At 38.2% G+C, this 26,301-nt stretch carries 19 protein-coding genes, 1 tRNA gene and 3 pseudogenes; 16 read left to right on the top strand and 7 right to left on the bottom strand.

Annotated elements, in window-relative coordinates:
- Position 1 precedes the first annotated feature (1 nt).
- From kdpB to F908_RS11350, 4 genes are read left to right on the top strand one after another with little or no spacing between them, the layout of a single operon-like run.
- Positions 2-2,014, top strand: coding sequence for a potassium-transporting ATPase subunit KdpB (gene kdpB / locus F908_RS11365; protein WP_005161913.1), 2,013 nt, complete (start codon positions 2-4; stop codon positions 2,012-2,014).
- 9 nt (positions 2,015-2,023) lie between these two features.
- Positions 2,024-2,659: a potassium-transporting ATPase subunit KdpC gene (gene kdpC, locus F908_RS11360; RefSeq protein WP_005161910.1), complete on the top strand. Its 636-nt coding sequence runs from the start codon at positions 2,024-2,026 to the stop codon at positions 2,657-2,659.
- A gap of 13 nt (positions 2,660-2,672) precedes the next feature.
- On the top strand, positions 2,673-5,321 hold the full coding sequence (locus F908_RS11355) for a sensor histidine kinase (RefSeq protein WP_005161907.1): 2,649 nt from the start codon (positions 2,673-2,675) through the stop codon (positions 5,319-5,321).
- 11 nt (positions 5,322-5,332) lie between these two features.
- Positions 5,333-6,037 (top strand): response regulator, encoded by a 705-nt coding sequence (locus F908_RS11350; protein WP_005161904.1) that lies wholly within the window; start codon positions 5,333-5,335, stop codon positions 6,035-6,037.
- 53 nt (positions 6,038-6,090) lie between these two features.
- Here the strand turns inward: F908_RS11350 and F908_RS11345 are convergent, their stop codons facing one another.
- Complete coding sequence (locus F908_RS11345; RefSeq protein WP_005161901.1) at positions 6,091-7,551, bottom strand: coniferyl aldehyde dehydrogenase; 1,461 nt, start codon at positions 7,549-7,551, stop codon at positions 6,091-6,093.
- Between the two features lie 128 nt (positions 7,552-7,679).
- On the opposite strand from F908_RS11345, the gene F908_RS11340 reads away from it, so the two are divergent.
- The 4 genes and pseudogenes from F908_RS11340 to F908_RS15710 all read left to right on the top strand — a co-directional run.
- Entirely contained in the window at positions 7,680-8,744 is a 1,065-nt protein-coding gene (locus tag F908_RS11340) for an AraC family transcriptional regulator (RefSeq protein WP_005161898.1), read from the top strand.
- Positions 8,745-8,855: 111 nt separating this feature from the next.
- Complete coding sequence (locus tag F908_RS11335) at positions 8,856-9,419, top strand: phosphatase PAP2 family protein (protein WP_034602744.1); 564 nt, start codon at positions 8,856-8,858, stop codon at positions 9,417-9,419.
- A 132-nt stretch (positions 9,420-9,551) separates the two neighbouring features.
- Positions 9,552-10,964 (top strand): annotated as a pseudogene (locus tag F908_RS11330) (glutamine synthetase family protein).
- 407 nt (positions 10,965-11,371) lie between these two features.
- Positions 11,372-11,614 (top strand): annotated as a pseudogene (locus F908_RS15710) (metal-dependent hydrolase); the annotation flags it as partial.
- Positions 11,615-11,700: 86 nt separating this feature from the next.
- Here the strand turns inward: F908_RS15710 and F908_RS11320 are convergent.
- Together F908_RS11320 and F908_RS11315 are read right to left on the bottom strand one after the other, a co-directional pair.
- A tRNA-Arg gene (locus F908_RS11320) sits at positions 11,701-11,776 on the bottom strand.
- Positions 11,777-11,846: 70 nt separating this feature from the next.
- On the bottom strand, positions 11,847-13,205 hold the full coding sequence (locus tag F908_RS11315) for an amino acid permease (RefSeq protein WP_034602742.1): 1,359 nt from the start codon (positions 13,203-13,205) through the stop codon (positions 11,847-11,849).
- 368 nt (positions 13,206-13,573) lie between these two features.
- Between F908_RS11315 and prpF the strand changes: the two genes are divergently transcribed.
- The 3 genes and pseudogenes from prpF to F908_RS11300 all read left to right on the top strand — a co-directional run bounded on the left by prpF (position 13,574) and on the right by F908_RS11300 (position 16,249).
- Positions 13,574-14,761 (top strand): 2-methylaconitate cis-trans isomerase PrpF, encoded by a 1,188-nt coding sequence (prpF, locus tag F908_RS11310; RefSeq protein WP_005161882.1) that lies wholly within the window; start codon positions 13,574-13,576, stop codon positions 14,759-14,761.
- 163 nt (positions 14,762-14,924) lie between these two features.
- Positions 14,925-15,836: a polyprenyl synthetase family protein gene (locus F908_RS11305; protein WP_005161880.1), complete on the top strand. Its 912-nt coding sequence runs from the start codon at positions 14,925-14,927 to the stop codon at positions 15,834-15,836.
- Positions 15,837-15,943: 107 nt separating this feature from the next.
- A pseudogene (locus tag F908_RS11300) lies at positions 15,944-16,249 on the top strand (MmcQ/YjbR family DNA-binding protein).
- A gap of 392 nt (positions 16,250-16,641) precedes the next feature.
- Here F908_RS11300 and F908_RS11295 read toward each other — a convergent pair.
- The 4 genes from F908_RS11295 to F908_RS11280 form a co-directional block, all read right to left on the bottom strand.
- Positions 16,642-17,493, bottom strand: a complete 852-nt coding sequence (locus F908_RS11295) for an SPFH domain-containing protein (RefSeq protein WP_005161878.1) — start codon at positions 17,491-17,493, stop codon at positions 16,642-16,644.
- 18 nt (positions 17,494-17,511) lie between these two features.
- Complete coding sequence (locus F908_RS11290) at positions 17,512-17,973, bottom strand: NfeD family protein (RefSeq protein ID WP_004664545.1); 462 nt, start codon at positions 17,971-17,973, stop codon at positions 17,512-17,514.
- 153 nt (positions 17,974-18,126) lie between these two features.
- Entirely contained in the window at positions 18,127-19,044 is a 918-nt protein-coding gene (locus F908_RS11285; protein WP_005161876.1) for a patatin-like phospholipase family protein, read from the bottom strand.
- 62 nt (positions 19,045-19,106) lie between these two features.
- Positions 19,107-19,733 carry a 1-acyl-sn-glycerol-3-phosphate acyltransferase gene (locus F908_RS11280; RefSeq protein WP_005161875.1) on the bottom strand — a complete coding sequence of 209 codons (627 nt, stop codon included), beginning with the start codon at positions 19,731-19,733 and terminating at the stop codon, positions 19,107-19,109.
- 144 nt (positions 19,734-19,877) lie between these two features.
- On the opposite strand from F908_RS11280, the gene F908_RS11275 reads away from it, so the two are divergent.
- From F908_RS11275 to F908_RS11255, 5 genes are all read left to right on the top strand, one after another.
- Positions 19,878-21,125: an MFS transporter gene (locus F908_RS11275; protein WP_005161873.1), complete on the top strand. Its 1,248-nt coding sequence runs from the start codon at positions 19,878-19,880 to the stop codon at positions 21,123-21,125.
- Between the two features lie 336 nt (positions 21,126-21,461).
- Positions 21,462-22,592, top strand: coding sequence for a porin (locus F908_RS11270; RefSeq protein ID WP_005161871.1), 1,131 nt, complete (start codon positions 21,462-21,464; stop codon positions 22,590-22,592).
- A gap of 221 nt (positions 22,593-22,813) precedes the next feature.
- The gene (locus F908_RS11265) at positions 22,814-23,842 is read left to right on the top strand and encodes an IS701 family transposase (RefSeq protein ID WP_081399852.1); all 1,029 of its coding nucleotides are present in this window, start codon (positions 22,814-22,816) and stop codon (positions 23,840-23,842) included.
- Positions 23,843-23,968: 126 nt separating this feature from the next.
- Positions 23,969-25,606 carry a phosphoethanolamine transferase gene (locus F908_RS11260; RefSeq protein WP_034602740.1) on the top strand — a complete coding sequence of 546 codons (1,638 nt, stop codon included), beginning with the start codon at positions 23,969-23,971 and terminating at the stop codon, positions 25,604-25,606.
- 14 nt (positions 25,607-25,620) lie between these two features.
- The gene (locus F908_RS11255; RefSeq protein ID WP_005161868.1) at positions 25,621-26,298 is read left to right on the top strand and encodes a DNA-binding response regulator PmrA; all 678 of its coding nucleotides are present in this window, start codon (positions 25,621-25,623) and stop codon (positions 26,296-26,298) included.
- Positions 26,299-26,301: the final 3 nt, after the last annotated feature.

Genomic DNA, 26,301 nt, shown 5'->3' with positions numbered 1-26,301 from the left:
AATGAAACATTCAAATGCGACACAACAGATGGATATCTTGAATAAAGAAATTATTCAGCAAACTTTCCATAAATTGCTGCCTCAACACGCGTTTAAAAATCCAGTGATGGCATGTGTGTGGGTAGGAACGGTTTTAACCCTTGTTGCCACTTTGATGGGAAATACCAGTTTAGGTTTTGGTTTAGTCCTAAGCTTGATTTTATTGGTCACGGTCTTATTTGCCAATTATGCCGAAGCGGTCGCAGAAGCCAAAGGTCGTGGACAAGCTGCATCTTTACGTCAGGCGCGTGAAAACTTAACGGCTAATCGAATTGCCGACCTGAATGCCGTACCGACAGTGATTTCTGCAAATTTACTGAAAAAGGATGATCTCGTCATCGTCAAAGCAGGTGAAATTGTCCCTGCCGATGGTGAGATTATTCAGGGTTTTGCGACCATCAATGAATCAGCCGTTACAGGTGAATCTGCGCCCGTACTGCGTGAAGCCAATACTGACCGTTCAGGTGTGATTGGTGGAACTAAGGTTTTGTCAGATGAAATTATTATTCGAGTCAGTAATGAGGCAGGGCATAGCTTCTTGGACCGTATGATTGCCTTGGTGGAAGGTGCCAACCGTCAAAAAACACCGAATGAGATCGCACTGAGTATCTTACTCAATATTATGACCATCACCTTTATTGTAGTGGTGGCAACCTTACCTTTTATTGGTTCAATGGTTGGAATCAAAATCAGTATGGTTTTGCTGATTGCACTGTTGGTGTGTTTAATTCCAACCACGATTGGTGGCTTGCTGCCTGCAATTGGGATTGCGGGAATGAACCGTGCTTTAAAAGCCAATGTCTTAGCCAAATCAGGTAAAGCGGTTGAAGTTGCGGGTGATATTGATGTGTTGCTCTTGGATAAAACAGGCACGATCACCTATGGAGATCGCCAAGCTACTGCTTTTTATCCATTGGCAGGTGTGACACCCAGTGAGTTACGCCAAGCAGCGATGCTGACTTCTTTTGCCGATCCAACGCCTGAAGGGAAGTCGGTCATCAGCCTTGGGAAAGAATTAGGTGAAAGTATCCAAGAGCCGAAAGATGCCGAATTCATTCAGTTTAGTGCCTCAACTCGTCTTTCAGGAGTAAATCTAGCAACTGGACAAACGATTCGTAAAGGTGCTGTCGATGCCATTCTTAACTTTACCCATCAAAATATTCAAGACAACATTGAGCTTAAAACTCGTGTAGAGCAAGTGGCTTCTAAAGGTGCAACACCACTCGTAGTGGCTTCGAATCACAATATTTTAGGTGTGATTGAACTGTCGGATGTGATCAAACAAGGCATTAAAGAACGTTTTGCACTGTTACGTGAGATGGGCATCAAAACCATTATGGTCACAGGAGACAATCCATTGACTGCGGCTGCAATTGCGGCCGAAGCAGGGGTGGATGACTATATTGCAGAAGCGAGACCTGAGGATAAATTGGCTTGTATTCGTAACGAACAAGCAGCAGGAAAATTAGTCGCAATGGTGGGTGATGGCACCAACGATGCACCAGCCTTGGCACAGGCAGATATTGGTTTAGCTATGAACTCATGTACTCAAGCAGCCAAAGAAGCGGGCAATATGGTGGATTTAGATTCTGATCCAACCAAATTGCTGGATGTGGTCGAAATTGGTAAGCAGCAATTGATCACTCGTGGAGCATTAACCACTTTTTCGTTGGCAAATGATGTATCTAAGTACTTTGTCATTTTACCTGCATTGTTTGCGGTGGCAATTCCACAACTTGGGGTATTGAATATTTTGCAACTTAGTAGTCCAAGCAGTGCCGTGATTTCTGCTTTGATCTTTAATGCCTTGATTATTCCAATGCTGATTCCATTGGCACTGAAAGGTGTTCAATTCAAACCTGCCAGTGCGCTGCAATTGTTACGCCGTAATATGTTGATCTATGGGGTAGGTGGTGTGATCTTTCCGTTTATTGTGATCAAGCTCATTGACCTTGTTGTGTCATTGTGGATTTAGGAGCGAGCGATGAATACTTTATTGAAGCATGAACAATTGAATCAACAGAATCTCCAATTATCGAATCCTGTCCATTCAGTTTTACGTCCAAGCCTCGGTTTGGTTGCAGTTGGTTTCTTGATTGCAGGCATGTTGTACGCTACTGCAAGTGTCTCCATTGCACAGTTGATCTTTCCCAAACAAGCCAATGGCAGTGTCCTTGAACTGAATGGTAAAGTAGTGGGGTCAAGTTTGGTAGGGCAGAATTTTGTCGGTGGACAATATTTCCATGGACGACCAAGTGCAGTAAGTTACAATGTCGATGGTATGGCAGGCAGTAATTTGGCAATCTCTAATCCTGATTTGCAAAAACAAATTAAAGAGCGAACAGTACAATTTGCACAAAATAATCATATTACTAAGCAACACGTGCCGAACGAGATGGTAACTGCATCGGGCAGTGGGATTGATCTTGATATTTCACCTGAAAGTGCTTTATTACAGGTGAAACGTGTGGCACAGCAACATCATTTACCTGAGCAGCGAGTGCGTGATTTGGTACAACAACAAATTCAGCCTGCACAGTTCGGTATCTATGGGCAAGCGCGAGTGAATGTGTTGCAGTTAAATTTAGCCTTAGATCAATTGTCATCGACCATACGTTGATAGAGCAGACCTTATGCAGATCGACCGTAATAACAAAGCAGATGCATGGTTGGCACATAGTCAACGTGAACAATCTGGACGTTTGACCATTTTCTTGGGTGCAGCACCTGGGGTAGGGAAAACCTATGCCATGCTGACCCGAGCGCATGAACTGATGCAACAAGGGCAGCATGTGGTGGTTGGGGTGGTGGAAACCCACGGTCGATCTGACACCGAAGCTTTGATTCAAGGACTGAATGTTATTCCAAGAAAGTCTGTGGAGTATCAAGGGCGAATGTTAGGCGAGATGGATCTCGACCAAATTCTTAAATTAAAGCCTCAAATTGTGCTTGTTGATGAGCTTGCCCATCGCAATGTACCCAATAGTCGGCATGAATATCGTTGGCAAGATGTCAATGAGTTGTTGGATGCATGCATTGATGTCTATAGCACCTTAAATATTCAGCATTTGGAAAGTCTGAATGATGTGGTTTTTCAAATTACGGGGATTCGGGTAACTGAAACCGTCCCCGATGCATTACTGAAACGTTTGAAAGATATTCGACTGGTTGATTTACCTGTTCCAGAATTATTAGAACGGATGAATCATGGCAAGATTTATTTCGCTGATGTTGCCCCTCATGCATTACAAGGTTTTTTTAAAGCTGCAAATTTGACAGCGTTACGTGATCTGGCAATTCAAACTGTTGCAGGGCAGGTCGATATTGATTATCGAGAAAAATTTGTTGCGCAAGGGCAGATTATTCCGATTCAAAATCATGTGATGTTGGCTATAGATGGTTCTGAGTTTTCAGAAGATTTGGTACGCCGTGCCCATCGGATTGCGGAAAGGCGCAATGCAACGTGGAGCGTCATTTCGATTCAAAAAAGTAAGGTTGAAACGACCCAAGCCTTTGCAGTGACGAAGGCTTTTAATCTAGCACGTAAGCTCGGTGCAGATACCTATTTGCTGTATAGCAATCATATTGCATCGACCATTTTACAAGCTGCTTATGATTATGGTGCATCTAATATTTTGCTTGGCAAAAGTCCTCAAAAATCGCTATGGCAACGCTTATTTTCAGATCATATTGCCGATCAACTGTTAGAGAAACAGCATCCTTTTGAAATCACCTTTGTTCAGCCTTTAAAAGCCAAAAATAATGAAAAGCATTTGCAGAAAGATGTGGCGCATTCATCTTGGCTGGAACAAGGCTTGGCGTTTAATCAACGTGAAGTTTTTGAAAGTATTATCATTGTATTGCTAGGATTGATTGTGGCTGCAATCAGTGATCATTTTATTGGGTATAATGATTTAGCCTTAATTTTTATTGTGACCGTATTACTGGTTGCGATACGCGCACGCATGTTGATTACAATTATCAGCGTATTCATTTGTTTTCTACTCTACAACTACTTTTTTATCGAGCCTCGCTTTACCTTTATGATCAGTGCTGAACGCGGCGTGATTACCATTATCACGTTCATTATTTCAGCCTTACTGGTCGGGCGTTTAGCCAACCAATTACGTGCTCAGGTGTTGAGTTTACGTGCTGCAAATTCAGTCTCGTTACAGTTACAGGAACTAGAGCGCAAGCTATCGACCTGTGTAGATATTGAACAGGTATTAACCGTGGCCAAACAACATTTGGAAACCTCATTAAATGCCACGGTCTGGTTAAAAGTTGAAAATCAGTCTTTGGGTGATGTTTCTGCTTTAAATGAAAAAGATCAAATAGCCGCAGATTGGACGCAGAAGAATGCGAAACCCTGTGGACGCTTTACCAACACACTGACCAATTCTGAATGGTGGTTTATTCCACTAAATTTAGTGAAAGAATATGGCGTGATTGCAATTCGGTTTAATCAAAATGCTCAAACCATCAGTTTTGAATTACAACGTTTAACTGAGTTGATGATTGAGGATATTGCCCAAACTGTTGCTCGGGTACAACTGTCTTTACAGTTAGAAAATTCTCGTGTGGTGGCTGAAACGGAAAAGTTGCGTTCAGCTTTACTTTCTTCGGTCTCGCATGATTTACGTTCACCCTTAGCCGCGATGATTGGTTCAGCAGATACGCTTAAATATTATGGCGAACAGATGCCTGAAAGCGATCGACATGAATTATTAGACACCATTCACATTGAAGGGGAACGACTGGATCGTTATATTCAAAACCTATTGGATATGACTCGACTAGGTCATCAGGGTTTGACTTTAACTCGTGCTTGGATCGGTGCAGATGAGCTGATTGGCTCGGCAACTCAACGGCTGAAACGCTATCAGCCTGAGGTGAAAATCGAAGTTGCTTTGGCGGAAGAACTTCCGCAATTGTATGTGCATCCTGCTTTGATTGAACAAGCCATTTTTAATGTCTTGGAAAATGCTGCAAAATTCTCACCAGAGAATGTTCCGATTGAAATAAAGATTCAGCAAGAGGAACAATTTCTGCAAATTGACATTATCGATCAAGGGATTGGCATTCCCGAAGATGAACGCGAGCAAATCTTTGATATGTTCTATACCATGCAGCGTGGCGATCGCGGTAAAACGGGGACAGGTTTAGGGCTTGCGATTGTCAAAGCAATTATTGGCGCACATATGGGCAGTATTGAAGCTTTTGCTGGAACAGGTGGTCAAGGCACCTTAATTCGCATACGATTACCGTTATATCAGGATTAAAATTATTATTTATGCCGCAAACAACCCATCCGAATGCATCAATTTTAATTATTGATGATGAACCTCAAATTCGAAAATTTTTAGACATTGCTTTGCGTGCGCAAGGTTATCAGGTGCATGTTGCTGAAAATGGCATGAAAGGCTTAGAAATTTTGGCAACACGAGGTGCGGATTTACTGATTTTAGATTTGGGTTTGCCAGATATGGAAGGACAGGAAGTATTGACTGAGATGAGGCAATGGTCAGATATTCCTGTAATTGTGCTATCTGCCCGTCCTGATGAAAATCAAAAAATTAAATTGCTCGATGCAGGTGCAAACGACTATGTCACTAAACCGTTTAGCATTCAGGAATTATGTGCCCGTATTCGGGTAATGTTTCGCAATAAACCACAACAGTCTGAACAGAATATTGTATTTGATGATGGTCAATTATCTGTGGACGTGGCTGAACATGCGGTGACGTTCGCGAATGAAGAAATTGTTCTCACAAAAAAGGAATTTCAACTGTTAGCACTATTGATTCGTCATCAGGGGAAGATTGTTACGCAAAAGCAAATTATGACCGAGTTATGGGGCATTAGTCATGAAGAAGATACCCATTATCTTCGAATCTTGGTGAAAAAACTCCGCAGCAAAATTGGAGATTCTGCGGTCACTCCAAAATATATTTTTACCATTGCAGGCGTGGGGTTACGTTTCCAAGGACAATCCTAAATTGAAAAATAAAAAGAGAGTTTGCAAAACTCTCTTTCTGACGAATAAACCGTTTATTTTAAGTTTGGATCGCCTTTTTTCAAGAAGAAACTTAATGCCAGTTTTTGTACCCAAGTGCCATAAGGTGGATAGAATAATTGCGTTGGGAAGAAGCGATGGCGAGCAAAAACCGTTTTCGCATGTGAAAGCTCACGGAAACCTTCTTCACCGTGATAAGTCCCCATACCCGAGTTACCAATACCACCAAATGGTGCATCATGGTTGACCACATGCCAGCCCCAATCATTAATCGTGACACCGCCTGAATGAGTTTGTTTTAAGATGTAGTCACGTTCGGTTGAATCATGGGTGAAACAATAGAGTGCTAAAGGTCGTTCACCTGCTTTGATATAGGCAATTGCATCATCAAGGCTATCGTAAGCCACTACGGGCAATACTGGGCCAAACAGCTCTTCTTTTAGAATACGCATATCGGGTGTGCAATTCAGTACAATATGTACAGGCATACGACGCGCATCTTTGTCACGATCATATTCGGCACAGGCAATAATTTGAGCGCCTTTGGCTTTGGCATCGTCTAGGATTTCTAATAGGCGTTTGAAATGGCGATCATTGACGATAGAGGTATAGTTAGAATTATTGCTGATGTTACTGCCATACATCGCCGTAAAATTCTTTTTACATTCTTCTGCAAACTGATTCACTTGTTCTTTGGGTACAAGTGCATAGTCAGGTGCAACACAGATTTGCCCACAATTGGTTGCCTTACCATGCAATACCCGTTTAGCTGCATCGGCTAATGGATAATGACGGCTGACAAGCGCAGGGGATTTACCGCCTAATTCTAATGTGACAGGCGTTAGGTTTTCTGCTGCTGCACGCATTACCACTCGACCAATTGCAGGTGAACCAGTAAATACAATATGGTTAAAAGGGAGTGATGTGAATTGTGCAGGATTAAGAATTTCTTCACCGAAAATACAAACTTCATCTTCAGAAAAAACTTCAGCCAGCATACGTCTCAGCACTGCATTAGTTGCAGGTGTAATTTCGGGCAGTTTAATCATGACTCGATTGCCCGCAGCGATTGCCGCAACCAATGGACCAAGCGCCAAATAAACGGGGAAGTTCCACGGCACAATCACACCGACCACACCTTTCGGTTGATATTGGACAGCCAGACGGTTTGATAAAAACAGTAATTCAGTACTTCGTTTACTCGGTCGCATCCATTTACGTAAATGTCGAATGGCATGTTCTGCTTCCAAAACAGAGCCTAATAAATCCAATAGCTTTGATTCATCTACCGATCGGGAACTAAAGTCGCTATTGATGGCAGCAGCGATAACATCTTGGTAACGAATAATTTGTTTTTTAAGTTTGAATAATTTTGTACGTCGAGCATCGAGATCAGGATATGGATGCGCATCAAAAGCAGCACGTTGTTGGGCGAATACCAAGCGCATATGTTTAGTTGCCGAGTCGCTAAATTCCTGCGAATGAGAAAGTGTCATTGTTGCTCCTTCCATGCTTATTGATAGAAATAGACTTTATGATTGATTGAATTTTTAGTCGATGTTAAATTGAGACAACAAAAAGTAATTTAGTGCCATTATCTACTGATCGAATGGATAAAGTAAAAATGCCTAAACAAAATATTGAGCAAAATATTTATATTGAAGCTCGTTATGATCATACGCTATTCGGTCAAGGCACGCCTATACTTGGTTTAAGCAGTTTGTTTGATGAAATGCAAAAACAAGGATATTCCATCGCTCAGATGTTGGACGGTACGGGTATTGCGCATGATGCGCTGACAAGTGCGACCACAACAATATCTCAATATCAAAAGTTGAAGCTATTTCAAAATATCCAATCTTTGTCTAAAGATCCATTGATCGGGCTTAGGGCAGGGCAAAAACAAAAATTATCAGATTTTGGGGTGTACGGTTATGCACTGTACTCCTCTCGTAACTTTCAACAAGCCGTCGAACTTGGTATTCGACATATCAAACTAGCCAGTCCTGTACTGCAAAAATCATTTTATATACAAAATGATACTGCAATTTTTGAAGCTAAAGAAATTATTGCTTTAGGACATTTATTACCATTAATTTGCGAGTTTTGGTTTAGTTCAATGCAGACCTTAATTCAGTGTGTACTCGAAGTGCCATTTCAAGCTAAAAGGTTATTGCTGCCTTATCCTGCCCCTGAATATGCATATGAATACCAAAAGGTGTTTGGTTGTGTTGTGGAATTCGATGCAGAGGTGATGCAATGGCATTTCGATTTAGCATGGTTAGATGCGCCTTGTCCAAATGCAAACCCGATTACTGCGGATATGTGCCAATCTTTTTGTGAACGGATGTTGGGAGATGAAAATGATGAGGAATCTGAACTGATCAAAACGATTCGTCTTATTTTTTTGGACAGTGTTGGGAATTTTCCAACTGCTCAACAGATGGCAGATCAATTAAATGTATCTAAAAGAACTTTATATCGCCGTTTAGCCGATCTGAACGTGAGTTACCAGGAAATATTGGATAGTACGCGAACACGTCTTGCCGATGAGTATCTAGCCGCGACAACACTGAGTATGGACGAAATTGCCGAAAGACTTGGTTTTTCAGATACTTCAAACTTTAGGAAAGCTTATCGCCATTGGACAGGAATTTCGCCTAATCAATATCGTAAAAAGTTTGCTTAGTTTGGTGTAAAGTGCGGCATATGATTTCAAAAAAAGAATTTTGACTACTACATTAATAATTCTTTCATGATCAGCTTATATATTGCGACGAGTTAATTTAATAAAGATGCAATGATCTTCGAAAGCTTAAACATGTATTTGTTTGATTGTATCAACTCGATTGCAACTCAAAGTCCTGTTTTAGATAGAATTGCCATATTCACGGCACATGATTTAAATACAGTTTTTATATGTTTTCTCTTATTTTTATTGATTTACAAATGGAAAATCTATAACTATTTATTCGCTAAAACACTTTTAATTGTATTGCTTTCTTTGATCCTGAGTGATTTGGCTGAAGTTTTCTACCATCATCCACGTCCGTTTGAAATAGGACTAGGTCATCAACTTATTGGGCATGGTCCAAGTTCATCATTTCCCAGTCAGCATACCTTAACCATTGCAATTATTGCTTTTTCATATTGGTTAGCAGGCTTTAAGAAGATTGGTATATTCGGTATTTTTGCTGGTATGGTCGTTGGTTTATCAAGGATTTATGTTGGGGTTCATTTTCCATTTGATATCATTGGATCTTTTATGATTGGTTTGATGTTGGTTGTATCTGTCAATTATATCGTGAAGGAATTGACTGTTAGAATTCGTAAAATTACATCGGTCAGTGCTTATGATGTCTAACAAAATGCTAAATGGTTATTTGAATTTTACGATAAATTTATACTGAGCTGAGATAAGTTTATATTATCTTAACGTTACATATTTATAAGCATAAATTATTCTATTCGTAACAATATGAACTTGGTTTAATTTATGAATGCTGTCTTTGTAGAATTGAATCAGCTATTAAATTCTAATAATGTGATTAATTAATCAAATGAGCAAAAATCTGAAAGTATTCTGCTCGATAAGGGATTATTTTTACAGGAAGTAGATCATTATTTAGAAAAGTATCCGAATACACAACATATTGATATTTATTTGTATGATTTGAATGGACATCTACGAGGTAAAAGAATTGATGTCAAATGCTTAACACAATTGGTGAAAGCATGTTATTTACCTATTTCTATTTATGCGATGAGTCTAAATGGAAATGTGATAGAAGAAACAGGATTGGGTAAATTTATTGGTGAACCAGATCATTTGTGTCAGCCTATCCTAGGTTCATTGCAACCTTGCGCCATTGAGCCTGAAACTAATGCTCAATTGTTATTGACGATGAAAGATGATCGCCATCAAGAATGTTTAATTGAACCTCGTAATATTTTAAAAAGAATACTCCAACAATTACATGAAAAAAATTATCACCCTTGTATTGCTGCAGAAATAGAATTTTATTTGCAGCCCTTGAATGGGGAACAGGAAGTTCAAGAATTAATAACTCAATGTTTTGATATTCATCTCTCTGATACACATCAACAAATTTTAGATGAGATTGAAGCTATCGCTAAACTACAGAATATTATAATTACAGGAATTATTTCTGAAGCATCTTTGGGGCAATATGAGCTTAATCTGCAACACACATGTGATCTTTTAAAGTTATGTGATCAGATTATGTTGTTAAAACGAACCATTAAACAAATTGCACATAAACACGGATTTCGTGCAAATTTTCTAGCAAAGCCAGATTTGTTAAAAGCGGGCAGTGGCATGCATTTTCATATGAGTTTGTGTGATCACGATCAAAACAATATTTTTAGTCCTCGGAAAGATGAGTTATCTCAAGATCTCTTAAAAGTCATCAGTGGTTTGTTATGGTTAATGCCAAGTTCGATGGCAATTTTGGCACCCAATTTAAACTCTTTTAGACGCTTTAAAACAGGTCATCATGTTCCCTTAGAGGCGAGTTGGGGGCTGAATAACCGTAATGTCGCTATTCGAATACCGTGCTCTGATCAAGAAAATCAAAGATTGGAATACCGTGTGGCAGGAGCAGATTGTAATCCTTATCTTAGCATTGCCATGATTTTGATTGGCACACTTTATGGTTTAACACACCAGTTAGAAGTGCCGAAACAAATCAATCAACTTACGTTTAAATCTAAACATTATTTATTGCCAATTGAGCAAATTGAAGCTTTAAAATTGTTTAAAAATAACAAGATACTTACAGAATATTTAGGTAAAGAATTTATGGAATTATGGTGCACAGTAAAACAAGCAGAATATCAAAGCGTTTATCGTCAAATCACATCAATTGAAAAGTCTTGGGATATTTAGGCGCATCTATTGTTTTATCTAGCCTTGATTTAGCAAATAACTGCTTTAAGGTCACAAAATATCTTTATAGGACAAATTGAGAAAATACATGAAAAACAAATTGACAGCATGAATAGTAGACTATAATTCAATCATAGTTCTAATTTGGAACTATGATTGAATTTATATCTAAGCTTGTTCAAGGGATGATGTTGCTCTTGTCGGTTTGCTGTTGAATATATGATTTCTTGGTGGTCTTGTTAATGTAGTTCAAGCTGTTTGCGTTTTAGTTTTAGGGGAAGGAAAGCCATAATGTTACATAATACAAGTACGGTGCGCCAAACGCAGTTTAAACCTGAGAAAATTAAAGCGCACTATACTGAATCTACGCTAATGTCACATTTTCTCACAGCACTATCGATAAGCTTTCCACAGTGGGATTTATAACTAGTACGATTGTGATGACCAGTCATCTTGCCTGGCAAGACCGCAAAAATACCTTGTACTCCCCAACACAACTTTTAAAAAATGCTCAAACGCTTTTAGAGCTGACTCAAATGACATGGCGTTTACTGCCTGATTATTTAGCATTCTATAAAGCTAGTTTTCATCCGTCTGAGATAGACCAGCAAGATTTACTCACCGAATTGAAAGGATTATTAGCTAATTAAATAGTTGAATTTATTTTTAAAAATTAATTATTTATCGATTTTTACTTTATTCAAGGATGCGAGTGTTTATATCTCAATTATCTAAATGGTGCGCTCAGCGGGACTCGAACCCACGTCGGTCGCTTAGGAGGCAACTGCTCTATCCAGTTAAGCTATAAGCGCATAATTTTATGATTATAAACAAAAAAGTGATTGCCTAAGCAATCACTTTTTGATGAATTTGATCAGATATTTAGTCTTTCGCTTTAAGATTTAAAGCTTTATATAGCATAAACATCAATACAATCCAGATTGGGATCATCAGCACAGATTCTTTGAAACCTTGTTGCCACATGATGTACAGTACGACTGCAATGAAAACTAAGACTAAGTAGTTACTGATTGGTGACCATAACGCAGGGAAACTCGTTTTTAAATTCTTTTCCTTGACCATCGCTTTGAATTTTAAATGAGTTAAGCTGATCATCGCCCAGTTAAGCACTAGAGCGCCAACCACCACATACATCAAATGACCTAAGGCATCTTCTGGAACAAAATAGTTTAACAGTACGCAACCAAAAATCAATAAAGCAGATAATAAAACAGCAGGAATCGGTACACCTTGTTTATTTACTTTAGCGAAAACTTTAGGCGCATTCCCTTGTTGTGCTAAACCGAAAAGCATACGGCTATTGGCAAACATACCGCTGTTATATACAGATAAAGCTGCTGTTAAGATAATGAAGTTAAGTAAATGAGCCGCCCAACCAATTCCCATTTGACTAAAAATCATCACAAATGGACTTTTGTCTAAACCACCTAAATCCAGTTGGTTCCAAGGCACAAGTGAAAGGAGAATCGCTAATGAGCCAACATAGAAAACCAAAATACGCACAACAACTTGATTAATTGCTTTTGGAATGGTTTTCTTTGGATCATTCGCTTCTGCCGCAGCCATACCAATCAGTTCGATTCCACCGAAAGCAAACATAATAAAGGCAAGCATGTAAAACAAACCATCAAAACCGTTTGGAAAGAATCCACCATGTGACCAAAGGTTACTAAATGAGGCTGTTGAATTCGCATCTGCTGTGAAAAGTAAAAACAAACCAAATAAAATCATAGCGACAACAGCTGTGACTTTAATGATAGCTAACCAAAACTCTGATTCACCATATAATTTAACGTTAGTTAGATTAATTGCCGTAATAATGACAAAGAAAAATAACACTGATTGCCAAGCCGCAATATGAGGCCACCAGTAGTTAATGTATTTTGCAACCGCAGTCAGTTCACTCATCGCAACAAGGATATATAGTACCCAATAATTCCAACCTGATAAGAATCCTGGAAACTTCCCCCAATATTGATAAGCAAAATGACTAAATGAACCAGCGACAGGTTCTTCGACAATCATTTCACCTAATTGGCGCATGATGAGAAATGCAATCAAACCACCGATTGCGTAACCCAAAATAATTGATGGTCCAGCAGACTGGATGACTTGCGCAGAACCTAAAAATAAGCCCGTACCAATAGCTCCACCCATAGCAATGAGCTGGATATGGCGGTTTTTTAGTCCACGCTGAAGTTGAGAAAAATCGTTGTTCAAAGGACTGAGCTCGACGAGGAATAAGTGGAATATTCTAATAGATTGCAAAGTTTTAGCCTAGTAAAAGTACAGTTTGGCTATGACTGGAAAGTAGTTTTTAAAAGTTATTTAAAATCATATATTTGAACGAATGGTAAACTAAGTTGTGGTGGTATTTTAGACATTTAAATCAAAATTTTGTTTTTTAAGCAGCAGTTGTTTATTTTCGTACCATTGTTGAGTTATTCAACTTTACTCAATATATACGATGTGCTTTATCTATTCCGTTTTGCTTTAATCGTATAGTCGTATGGCATTTCAGATGACTCTACGATAATTTAAGCTCACATTCACTTGCACCAAGAACATGATAAAAGGATGAAATTGACATGAGTTCAGTACCACAAATTAAAGTCCCTGCAACCTACATGCGTGGTGGCACGAGTAAAGGTGTCTTTTTCAATCTCAATGATTTACCTGAAGCCGCACAAGTTGCAGGAAAGGCACGTGACTTGCTCTTGCTACGAGTTATAGGAAGTCCAGATCCTTATGGTAAACAGATTGATGGTATGGGCGGTGCAACTTCAAGTACCAGTAAAACTGTGATCTTGGCAAAAAGTGCCGAGCCAGAGCACGATGTCGACTATTTATTTGGACAAGTTTCAATTGATCAAGCTTTTGTAGATTGGAGTGGTAACTGTGGCAACTTGACAGCAGCAGTCGGTTCATTTGCGATTTCTAATGGTTTGGTCGATGCAGATCGTATTCCTGAAAATGGGATTTGTACGGTACGCATTTGGCAAAAGAATATTCAAAAAACCATTATTGCACATGTCCCAGTAACCAATGGTCAGGTTCAGGAAACAGGTGATTTTGAATTAGATGGAGTGACTTTCCCTGCAGCAGAGGTTCAAATTGAATTTTTAGACCCTGCTGATGATGGTGAAGAGGGGGGGGATATGTTCCCTACAGGAAATGTTGTTGATCAATTGGTTGTGCCTGATGTTGGAACATTCCAAGCGACATTTATTAACGCAGGTATTCCAACTATTTTCTTGAATGCTGAAGATATTGGCTATCAAGGAACAGAATTACAAAATCATATTAATGGGGATGCCGCAGCCTTAGCACGTTTTGAAAAAATTCGCGCATATGGTGCAGTTCAGATGGGCTTGATCAAAGATATTTCAGAAGCAGCAGCACGTCAGCATACACCTAAAATCGCTTTTGTTTCAGAACCTAAAAGTTATACTTCTTCAAGTGGCAAAACTGTTGAAGTATCAGATGTTGATTTATTAGTACGTGCATTGTCTATGGGTAAGCTACATCATGCCATGATGGGGACAGCAGCCGTGGCGATTGGAACGGCAGCCGCAATTCCGGGTACTTTAGTGAATTTAGCAGCAGGTGGTGGCGAGCGTGAAGCAGTTCGTTTTGGTCATCCATCAGGCACTTTACGTGTCGGTGCTCAAGCCGATTTAATTGATGGGAAGTGGGCTGTCAAAAAAGCGATTATGAGTCGTAGTGCACGTGTATTGATGGAAGGTTGGGTACGTGTGCCGGGTGATACTTTCTAAATGCTGATTTGATTTTATGAATAAAGCCTTCGTTTGAAGGCTTTATTATTTTAAAGTTATTAAAAACACAAAAACAATTTCTCTAAATAAATAATGTTATGATGTTGTCATTCTGGCAAGTTTTTGTCGGTTGATCCTTTCATTAAAATTTCCCGAGGCAATCGTGTCATCTATTTCTCAAGTTAATGCGGATGTTCTACAACAATCTCAACAACGTATTCAACAAGATTTATTGACAGCATTGGCTGCATTTTCTATTCCTGAACCTTTAAAGTCAGCCGTTCATCATGCGGTAATGTTGGGCGGCAAGCGTGTTCGTCCTGCATTATGTTATGCAACAGCAGCTTTATTGCCAAATCATAATTTTGCAGCGGCCCGTCGTGCTGCCGTTGCGATTGAGTTAATACATTGTTATTCCTTGGCACATGATGATTTGCCGTGTATGGATAATGATTTGTTACGTCGAGGTCAACCAACTTGTCATGTGGCATTTGGCGAAGATACTGCACTATTGGCTGGTGATATTTTACAGTCCATGGCATTTGAGATATTGGGCAGCCGTTTGTTTGATGAACAAGGTCAAGGTACAGATGCAGCTATTGTCTTGAAGCAAATGCAAATTTTGGCGACAGCAAGCTCTAAAATGGTTTGCGGACAGGTGCTTGATTTACAAGCTGAAGGTAAACAAGTTGATCAAACTGAATTAGAAAATATTCACCGTAATAAAACGGGTGCGTTGATTCAAGCCGCGATCATGATGGGTGCAGTGACTATCTTTACTGGGACAGATCAAGCAATTCCTAAATTGCGTCAATTTGGGCAAACCATTGGTTTAGCTTTTCAGGTTCAAGATGATATTTTAGATATTACAGCAAGCACTGAAATTTTAGGTAAAACTGCGGGTAAAGACGAGCAAGTGCAAAAATCTACTTATCCTGCATTGATGGGATTGGCTCAAGCTCAGGCTTATGCTCAAACTTTACATGATCAAGCTTTTGAAGCATTAGCATATTTCGGGGATGATGCTAAAGAACTTGTTGAAATTTCTCAATTCTTGTTAGCACGCCAAAGTTGATCTAAGCCAAGACCATAAACGATAAGAAATAAAATAGGATACGGTTTTATGAAGGACGATAATTACAACAAATTGCACTCGAGTATGGACAAGAACTTGCTTTTTGAATCCAGTCCCAACCCTTTGGACCAGATTGTGAGGTGTTTAAAATTTTTGACAAAATGTTTATGTTGATTGGTGCATATTCTGGAAAGTTGCTTGTAACCATCAAATGTAAGCCTGAGAAAAGCTTGGAATATCAAGAGCTATATCCTTCAATTTCGGCAGGTTAACATTTGAATAATAAACATTGGATATCAATTGCCAGCGGTGATGAAATTACAGCAGATTTGCTGCAAGACCTAATTAAAGATTCTTATGATTTGGTGGCAGGAAAATTGCTAGTTAAGACCCGTAAATTAATTAATCAATAAATTTTTTAAATCATGAGTTTAAGTACAGTTATACTCAACTCTTTATTCTTTCTTTTGATTTCTTTTAAAATTGATAACCCAAAAAATAAATTGGAAGATAAATAAGGTGCATAAAACTTTGATCGCAATTGGATGGAAAAAATAATTTAATAGCCAACAGATTATTAAAAATATAATTTGGAAAAAGGGAATAGCTGGAAAAATGGTAACAAATGCATTTGGTTTGTCACCATTTTTCATATGAAAAGTATTACGAGACTGTATTTCTGAGGATAAAAGTTGCCCACAATAAATGAAACTTAGGATTAAACCTATAATATAAATCATGAGCTTAAAATTTTTATGTGATTAAATGTGCTACTACAAACAGTAACACATTTGAGTTATTAAAATTAATGTTTACCCATAATTCCACGGATAGCATTAAGCACATCCGATGGGAGTACCACAGTTTTTGCATTGCTTGATTTAGATAGATCCTGCATTGCTTTCACATATTGCTCACCCAATAAATAAGCAACAGGAATTTCTTTATCACCTACAGCAGTGGTGATCATTTCAATTGCGCGTTGTGAAGATTCAGCAAGTACCACTTGTGCTTCTGCATCACGACGGGAAGCTTCTAAACGACCATCCGCCTCTAAAATAGCAGCTTGTTTTTCACCATCTGCTTTCGTCACCGTTGCACGACGTTGACGCTCAGCAGCTGCTTGTGCTTCCATCGCAGCTTGCATGGTATGTGATGGTTGGATATCTTGAATTTCAACTGTTTTAAGGGTAATGCCCCAATCTGAAATATCATCAGAAATGGCAGCTTTTAATTTTGCCTTAATGTGATCACGAGATGATAAAGCATCATCTAAATCCATTTCGCCGACAATCGAACGTAATGAAGTTTGCACTAGATTTTGAATCGCCCACGTATAATTTTCAATTCCATACACAGCTTTTTCTGGAGTTGTTAGATTGATATAAGCGACTGCATTCATCACTAAAACAGCATTGTCTCGAGTAATCACTTCTTGTGATGGAATATCTAACACAATATCTTTAGTTGTAATTTTATATGCCACTTCATCGATATAAGGAATAACAAAGTTCAGACCCGGGTTTAGGGTGGTATGGTATTTACCTAGACGTTGTATAATCCATTTATACCCTTGCGGAACAATACGCACCCCTTTAAAAATAGTTATGCCAATAAAAGCTAAAAGTGCTAAGACAACAATATTACCGACAGACATTGGAAACCCTCTTTATGTTTATGAGTTGCTGTGTGGTTGAACGACTAAATCATTACCTAAAATATCAATTACTCGGACACGATCACCAACTTGTACTGGAGCTGTAGAACGGCAATTCCATTCATCAGAACCTAAAAGGGGCATGGGAAAGCGTACGACGATTTGTCCATGATCAAGTCCAGTTTTAATCACCATACCCACTTGCCCTATTGTTGATTCACGTGCTAGACCTGCTTTAGTTTTATCAATTGAAAGTGGTTTGATAAACTTGAACCAAAGAATCGTACATAAAATGGATAAAATTCCCCATGTGACCACTTGGGTGGTAAAGCCCATCATGGGGAAAAGCCATAGTAAAATGCAGACCATAATTGCGGCTACGCCAAACCATAACGCAGCAAAAGCGGTCAAAATCAACTCTGAAAGGATCAGCAAAATTCCTAATACAAACCAGTGCCAAGGTTCAACTACAAACTCCATAGATTTGCTCGCATCATTAAACTGAGTTAGGTGAAAAAACATTCACTTTGGCACTGTAGCAGATCATTATGTTTATGAATATAAAAAGATTGTTTTTTTAGATATTGGGGCTGATGATTATTATAAAATAGCAGCAGCCCCTGAAGATAATGATTAGAATTTAGCTTTTGGTGCAGGTTTAAATGCAGCAGGAGATTTCTTAAATGTTGCAATTGCATTTTGGATTGATGTAATTTTCGCTTGAGCCGATTTTTCACCTTCTAAAATTGCTTGATTACTCGATTTCAGATCAAGTACACCCAAATGACCGACTTTCGGTTGAATTACAACATTTGCTTGGTTCAATTCTTCATTAATACTTTGTTGCCCCATAATATTAATGGTCTGATCCAATAAACCCCACATACTTAATGGTTTATCACCTGTTGGACGCGCAGATATATCGACTGCAATCACAATATCAGCACCCATATCTTTCGCAGTTTTCACAGGAATAGGACTGACTAAACCACCATCTACATATTTGGTATTACCAATCACAGCTGGAACAAAGACGTTGGGAATACTGCAAGAGGCTCGTACGGCTTGACCTGCATTTCCTTTAATAAAATCAGCTTTTTTACCATTGTCTAAACGAGTGGCAACCGCCGCAAAGCGAATTGGAAATTTTTCAATTGGTTTGTTACCAACTTGCGTATTGACATAGTTTTGCAGTTTTTGCCCAAGGATAATGCCTTGGCTATTGATGGTAAGATCACGCAAATCAGATTCTTGAAGTTTTAATGCGAGATTTTGCATTTGATAAGGGGTTTGCCCACTTGCATAAATACTTCCAACAAAGCTACCTGCACTTGTTCCAGTGACAATCTTAGCTTTAATACCATGAGATTCTAAAACTTTAATGACGCCAATATGCGCAAAACCTTTTGCACCACCTCCACCTAAAGCCAAAGCGATAACAGGTTCACGAGCTTTAATCGAAGTCGTAGGGGGAGCATTTTTTACAGTTTGATCACAACCAAATAAAGCTAAGCTGAATAAAGCCAAGCAAGACAGTCGAGCAATTTTCATATGAAGTGGAGATAAAATAGACAAAAAGATGGGCACATCAGAGCAGATTTACCCCTAATTTTCTAGTCCTTTTTCACTAGTTTTTGTAATGGTTCTGCCAGCCAAGCAGGATTCTTTGGAGAAAAATGACCAACATAACGCTGCATAATCTGTTCAAGGTCATTTTGATAGTGACCTGTTGGTGTAAATGCTCCTAAGCTGTAAATGGTTTTGTGATCATAATCGAAAGTAAACATCACAATAGGTATTGCTGCTGCATGAGCTATATGATAAAAGCCACTTTTTATTTTTTCAGCTTTTTTTCGCGTTCCTTCGGGCGCCATACCAACCCAAATTTTGTCATATTTGTGAATAGTCGCGACCACTTGTTCAGTGAGACCATTGGTACTATCACGGTGAACAGGAATGAGTCCTGCCCAATCTAAAATTGACTTAAAAGGTGGTTTAAATAAAGTATCTTTTCCCAAAACTGTAATTTTTAAACCGAGCCCACCAATTGCCAAGAAACCATACCAACCATCAATATTTGAAGTGTGTGGAGAAATAATCGCAACTGCTTTGGGTAAGTTTGGAATTTCTCCAACCACAGTCCAACCTTGTCCTAAAAATAGTTTTCTACACAAAGTACGACTGAAAGCCGTTCCACGCTGCGGAACTAACGGAGGTAAGTCAGGAAAATATTGTGGCATAAATCTGTAAATACGATGACAACTACAACTTATGTTAAACGCTCATGAATGGTCTAGCATTGGCAAAAACTAAGATTTTATTGCCAGATCAATGAAAGGATTGGATACTTGAGTTCTCTCTTTTGTTACTCTGGAAAACTGTAAATGCTTAATCTTCGACAGATTTACATTTTATTGTTTTCTTTATATTGGGCACAGGGATTACCTGTAGGTTTCATGACCCATGCCTTACCCGTAATTTTAAGGGCACAAGGTGTCTCTTTAGCACATATCGGTGGTTTTGGTTTACTGATGCTACCTTGGTCGATCAAAATCTTTTGGGCGACGTATGTTGATCGTTTTGCACTTTCTCGTTTAGGGCATTACCGTAGCTGGATTATTCCGACGCAATTATCCAGTGTTTTTATTTTGGTTATTTTGTCATTTTTCCCTATTCAAGCACTTGATCAACCGAGTTATTTATTTATTTTCTTTGTCTTACTTTTTTTGATGAATTTTACTGGTGCGACACAAGATATTGCCACAGATGCTTTAGCTGTCAATTTACTCAAACAGGATCAACAGCATTGGGGTAATACTTTTCAAGTGATTGGTTCACGCTTAGGATTTATTGTTGGTGGTGGAGCAGTGCTTTGGTGTTTAGATTGGTTAAATTGGCAAAAGACATTTCTTATTTTAGCCATGTTGGTCTTTTTGAATACCCTACCTATTTTGTTTTATCGAGAGCCTAGGCATGATTTTACAAATAGCGCACAGACAACTTCTTTGATTTCATTTAGCCAATCAATTAAAAAATATCTTACGTATTTTACATCTTCTCAAGAGTTAAAAACGTGGTTGATGGTCTTATTGAGTTTTAAAGTTGCTGATGGTTTGGCAGGACCAGTATTAAAACCTTTGATGGTAGATATGGGTCTAAATTACACCCAAATAGGTGTTTTTATCACCATATTTGGTGCTATGGCAGCGCTGGTGGGAGCAGGTGTTGCAGGGCTTTTATTGAAACATTTTTCCAGAATACAATGCTTAATTACTTTCTCAATCCTGAAGATCATCAGTTTAGTTGCTTATACGGGCATTGCTTATGGCTATGAAACTAATCAGCAGATTACGCCATTTTGGTTATATATCGTCAATGCATTTGAAGATGCATGTTCAGCAATGTTATTGGTGGTCATCTTAACTTTGATTATGCAGTACAGTCGCAAAGCATTTGCAGGTACAGATTTTACTTTTCAGGTATCGATTATGGCTACCATGAGTGGTTTACTCTATTTAGGAAGTGGAATTTTGGCTGATGCAATTGGGTATTATCGTTACTTATGCTTGATTTGTATGTTTGCTATTTTGTGTCTATTCCCGATGTTCTATTGGAAAGAAAATACAAGATGAAAACAAATTTTTATTACAAATTTCTTTTAATATTTTTTAATTTTGAAATATAAAGGATAATTTTTATATTGCTTCATTCGCAAAGCTTATTGTTTTAACTCAAAGTCTCGTGATTGCGTATAAGTATTTTTCATGGAATAGTGTTTTTAATAATATTATTTAATTCATTGAAATTTATTAATAAAAAACAATTTTTTATAAAATTCATAAAATGTAATTGATGTGTGTAAAAATTAAACTTTAGTCGAAAATAGAATAAATAAATAATATTTTAATCGTTTTGTCATATAAAGTTAATGTGTAGGATTTGTTACAAATTTAGCTAGGACGTAAACAATGAAAATCAAAATTGTAACAGCAGCAGTGCTTGGTTTACTCGCAACATCAACATTTGCAACACCAACAATCTATGGTGAGATTGATGCCAGTGTTGATTATTTACCAGAAAAAAATGCAACGATTGGAAATAAGGATGTTTGGGAAATTAGCTCAAATATTTCGTTCATTGGGATTAAAGGCGATGAAAAACTCACTGATCGTTTAAGCGCTGTATATGCTGCAGAATGGGGTTTAAGTGCTGATGGCGATACCACTGATTGGAGCCAACGTAACCGCTTTGTTGGTTTGAAAGACGCTCAGTTAGGTACAGTTAAAATTGGTAAACATGACACACCAGTCAAGCAACTCTCAAGTGTTGTAGATACCTTCAACAACTATGTTGCTAACAAAGCAGATGTAACAGGGATTTTTACTGGCGAAAACCGTATTGATAATGTAGTGATCTATGAGTCACCTGCAGTCAAAGTTCTTGATGGTGCATTTAAATTTAATGCTTTACTGGCAACAGGTGAGGCGACTGGGATTAAGCAAAGCAGTGGTGGTGCTAAAGTTGAAGGTCAGGGCTTAGGTGATGCTTGGTCAGCTTCGGTAACTTATGAAAATCCACTTTTTGTTGCGGGTCTTGGTTATGACAAAGCGATCCCAAGTACGTTCTTAGGTAAAGGTATTTTAAATGCATCTGATCCTGAAATTGCAGGCGGATCAGTGTTTGCTGCGGCAAATACAGTTCGTGCGATTGGCCGATTAAATCCAATTGAAGGTTTAGCGCTTAAAGCACTTTATCAAAGTTCAGAAGTTGAAGAAACTTCTTATGCTGATGCGGGTGATGCTACTAAATGGGCTGCAAAAGCTAAAAATATTGATGATGCACAAGGTTGGTTAGTTGGTGCTGAATATAACATTCCACAGTCTAAAAACTGGACAGTGAAAGCTCAATACAGCCAAAACGATACCAGTTTCAAAGACAACAGTGCAGACTTCAAAGCTAAACAAGTCATCGCAGGTGCGGATTATGCATTTAGTAAGCAAGTAAAAACCTATGGTTATGCTGGCTATTTAACGCTTGAGCAAGCGGATAAAAAAGACAAGCAACCTGTAGGTGGCCTAGGATTAGAATTCAAATTCTAATCTTATCTTTCCCAAAGCACTCAAAAGTTATTTGTTTTGAGTGCTTTTTTATTATTTGAATGAATTATTAAGATTTAAATAATATATGAATATTGAAAATGATTATTGTTAACTCAATTATTGTTTTAAATTTTTTGAAAAAAATAATAATATAGATAAAATTTATAGGACTTACGCATTGACGGATTCAAAAAAGTATTAAAATAGTTTATAAAGTATCTGTGATCAGACGAACTAAACATGCTTCTACAGCAACTTGTACATTACCCATTTATATGGGCTTTCTCATGACAGAACCGAACTCTATTAGCTGCACACAACTTGCCGAGACTTATAATATCTCGCATGATAGTGTAAATCGCTTTCTGGAGCGTGAAGACTACACACCTCACGACCTATATCAAGAAGCAATTCAACATATTGATAATAATAAACTTATAGTCAGTATTGATGATACTGTTTTAGATAAACCATATAGTCAACATATGGACTTGGTTAGCTATTTTTGGTCAGGCAAACACCACCGATCCGTCAAGGGGATTAATCTCATTACCCTGTATGCGACAGATCAGAATGGTCAAAATATTCCAATTAATTTCCGAATTTATGACAAATCTGAGGGTAAAACCAAGAATGATTACTTTATGGATATGTTAAGTGAAGTACTTAGTTGGGGTGCAAAGATTCAATTTATTACAGGTGATAGTTGGTATTCATCGACTGGAAATCTAAAAACCATAAGAAAATATGGTATTCGATTTATGTTTGGTATCGACTGTAACCGTAAGGTTTCCCCAGAAAAAGGACAATGGTTTCAACTGCGTTTATTGCCAGATTTTCATCAGGGTCAAGTGGTCTGGCTCAAAGATTTTGGCTTTGTACAATTATTTAAGACTCAGTTAAAAGAACAGCAGAGGTTTTATATTGTGCATCAAGATGAAGATGATTTATTGTCCTTTGAGGGTTTTCATGAATTACATTCAAGTCATTGGAAAATAGAGCAATATCACCGAGTGATTAAACAGGTTTGTCATATTGAAAAGTTTCAAGTAAGACGATCTAAACTGATTTTGAATCATATTTTTGCAGCCTTGATGGCCTACGTCGAGATACAAAAGAACCAGTTTGAGCGGATCTTTGAAAATGTATATCGTTGGCAGAAGAAATTATTTAGACCAATCATCAAAGACTTCATTGATGACTTTATTCTCGATAAAAATCATCTCCTACCACAGAGAATCTATAAATAATAGTGCGTAAGTCCTAATTTATTAAAATTGGTTGCTGAAAAATTAATCATTTAAGTCATTTTTAAGTTTCAGCTCCTATTTTAATGTCACCCAAAATTATCATTTCTATCTATTGTGACGATGACTATGCTGCTGAAAAAACTAAGGGCAAAGCCTATTTCGCTACTCACGTTTAACCTATTGCTTTCAATTTGGTTAGGACTTTTCTTAAATTTTGCCTTTTATGAAAAGCTTCAGTCGCTTACACCTTATACAGGTATTAAAGCAGGGTTATTCGTAGCCGCTTCAGCTGTAGTCGTTATCTCAGCATATTTCTTTCTTTTTCAATTTTTGAACTGGAAATGGACAGCGAAGCCTGTTGCAATCGCCATGGTATTTATTGGTGGATTTGCTTCATATGCTGTCAGCACATTAGGGGTGTTAATCACTTCAGATCAGATTCAGAATTTGATGCAAACAGATATCGCTGAAGCAAGAGATACGTGGTCGATACATTTGGTCACTTGGACACTGGGCATGACCGTATTACCGATTATTGCTATATTGATCGTAAAACTGAAATCTGAACCGATCTTGAAGCAGTTGTTGAAAAAGGTCATGGCGACGATTGTATCACTAGCGATGGTGGGTGGGTTATTGTTCGTGTTTTACGTGGATTTTGCGGCAATCTTCCGTGAAAACCGTGATTTAAAAGGAATGATCTCTCCACAAAATATGATTGCTTCTTTTGTGTCTTATTATAAAAAGAAAGCGCCTAAAGAAAATTTACCATTGGTCACTTATGGGACTGATGCAAAACTTGTAAAAGAAAATTCTGCTCGTCCGAAATTGATGGTTTTGGTGGTAGGTGAGACAGCTCGTGCTGAAAACTTTTCTTTAAATGGTTATGCGAAAAATACTAACCCGAAATTATCAAAGCAAGACATTATTAACTTCTCTCAAGTAAGTTCATGTGGTACAGCAACGGCTGTTTCATTGCCATGTATGTTCTCTGGTATGCCTCGTAAAGATTATGATGAAGGGCTTGCCCGTCATCGAGAAGGTTTACTTGATATCGCACAACGTGCTGGCTATAAAGTCACTTGGATTGATAATAACTCTGGTTGTAAGGGTGCTTGTGATCGAGTTGAACAATTTAAGATTCCAGAGCCAATTCAAAAGAAATGGTGTAAAGATGAAGAGTGTTTTGATGATATTTTAATTGATAGCCTGAAAGCTTATCTTGCAACAATTCCTAAAGATGATACGCGTCCACGCTTAGTGGTACTACATCAAATGGGTAGCCATGGTCCAGCCTATTACAAACGTATTCCAGCAGAATTTAAAGTTTTTAAACCAACCTGTGATACCAATGCGATTCAAGGTTGTTCGCGTGATGCGCTTGTGAATAGTTATGATAATACCTTGCTTTATACGGATTATGTTTTGGACTCATTGATTGAAACGTTAAAAGGTCAAACACAGCACGAAGCAGGTTTGTGGTATTTATCGGATCACGGTGAATCAACAGGTGAAAGTGGCATGTATTTACACGGAGCGCCATATGCAATTGCCCCGTCTCAACAAACCCATGTTCCAATGTTTATGTGGTTCTCTGATCTTTGGAAAAAACAAGCTCCAGAACAAATGAAATGTTTAGCGAAGCAAAATAAGAGTGAATTGAGTCAAGACAATTTGTTTCCAACGATGTTGAGTTTACTTGATGTCAAAACCAAGGTGATTGACCCTAAAAATGACATGTTAGCGACATGTTCTAACCCATAAGGTGAGATAAAGTCATGACCAAAATCTTGATGATCGAAGATGATTTTATGATTGCAGAGTCAACATTGACTCTGTTGCGCTACCATCAATTCGAGGTAGGGTGGGTCAATAATGGCGTAGATGGGCTATCCTTATTAGCAAAGCATAATTTTGATTTGGTTTTGCTTGATTTGGGTTTGCCTATGATGGATGGTATGCAGGTATTGAGACAAATCCGTCAGCGTAGTGCACTTCCAGTATTAATCATTTCAGCCAGAGATCAACTGCAAAACCGTGTCGATGGATTGAATCAAGGTGCGGATGATTACCTAATTAAACCTTATGAGTTCGATGAATTATTGGCACGAATTAATGCACTATTACGTCGAGGTCATGCAGAAACAGCACAACTTAAAAATCAATCGCAGTTATTGAAAAATGGTGATTTGGTTCTTGATGTCGAGCAGCATTTAGCGACCTTCAAAGGACAACAGATTGAGTTATCAAACCGTGAATGGGCAATTTTAATTCCGCTTGTAAGCCATCCAAATAAAATCTTCTCCAAAGCAAATCTTGAAGATAAGCTTTATGATTTTGATAGTGAGGTGACCAGTAATACCATAGAGGTTTATGTACATCACTTACGTGCAAAACTAGGTAAAGATTTTATTCGAACTATCCGTGGTTTGGGTTACCGACTAGGACAATCATAAATA

Source organism: Acinetobacter sp. NIPH 284, from assembly GCF_000369425.1.
Lineage (GTDB): Bacteria > Pseudomonadota > Gammaproteobacteria > Pseudomonadales > Moraxellaceae > Acinetobacter.
The sequence above is the reverse complement of the archived record's forward strand: the minus strand, read 5'-3'. Positions and strand labels throughout refer to the sequence as shown.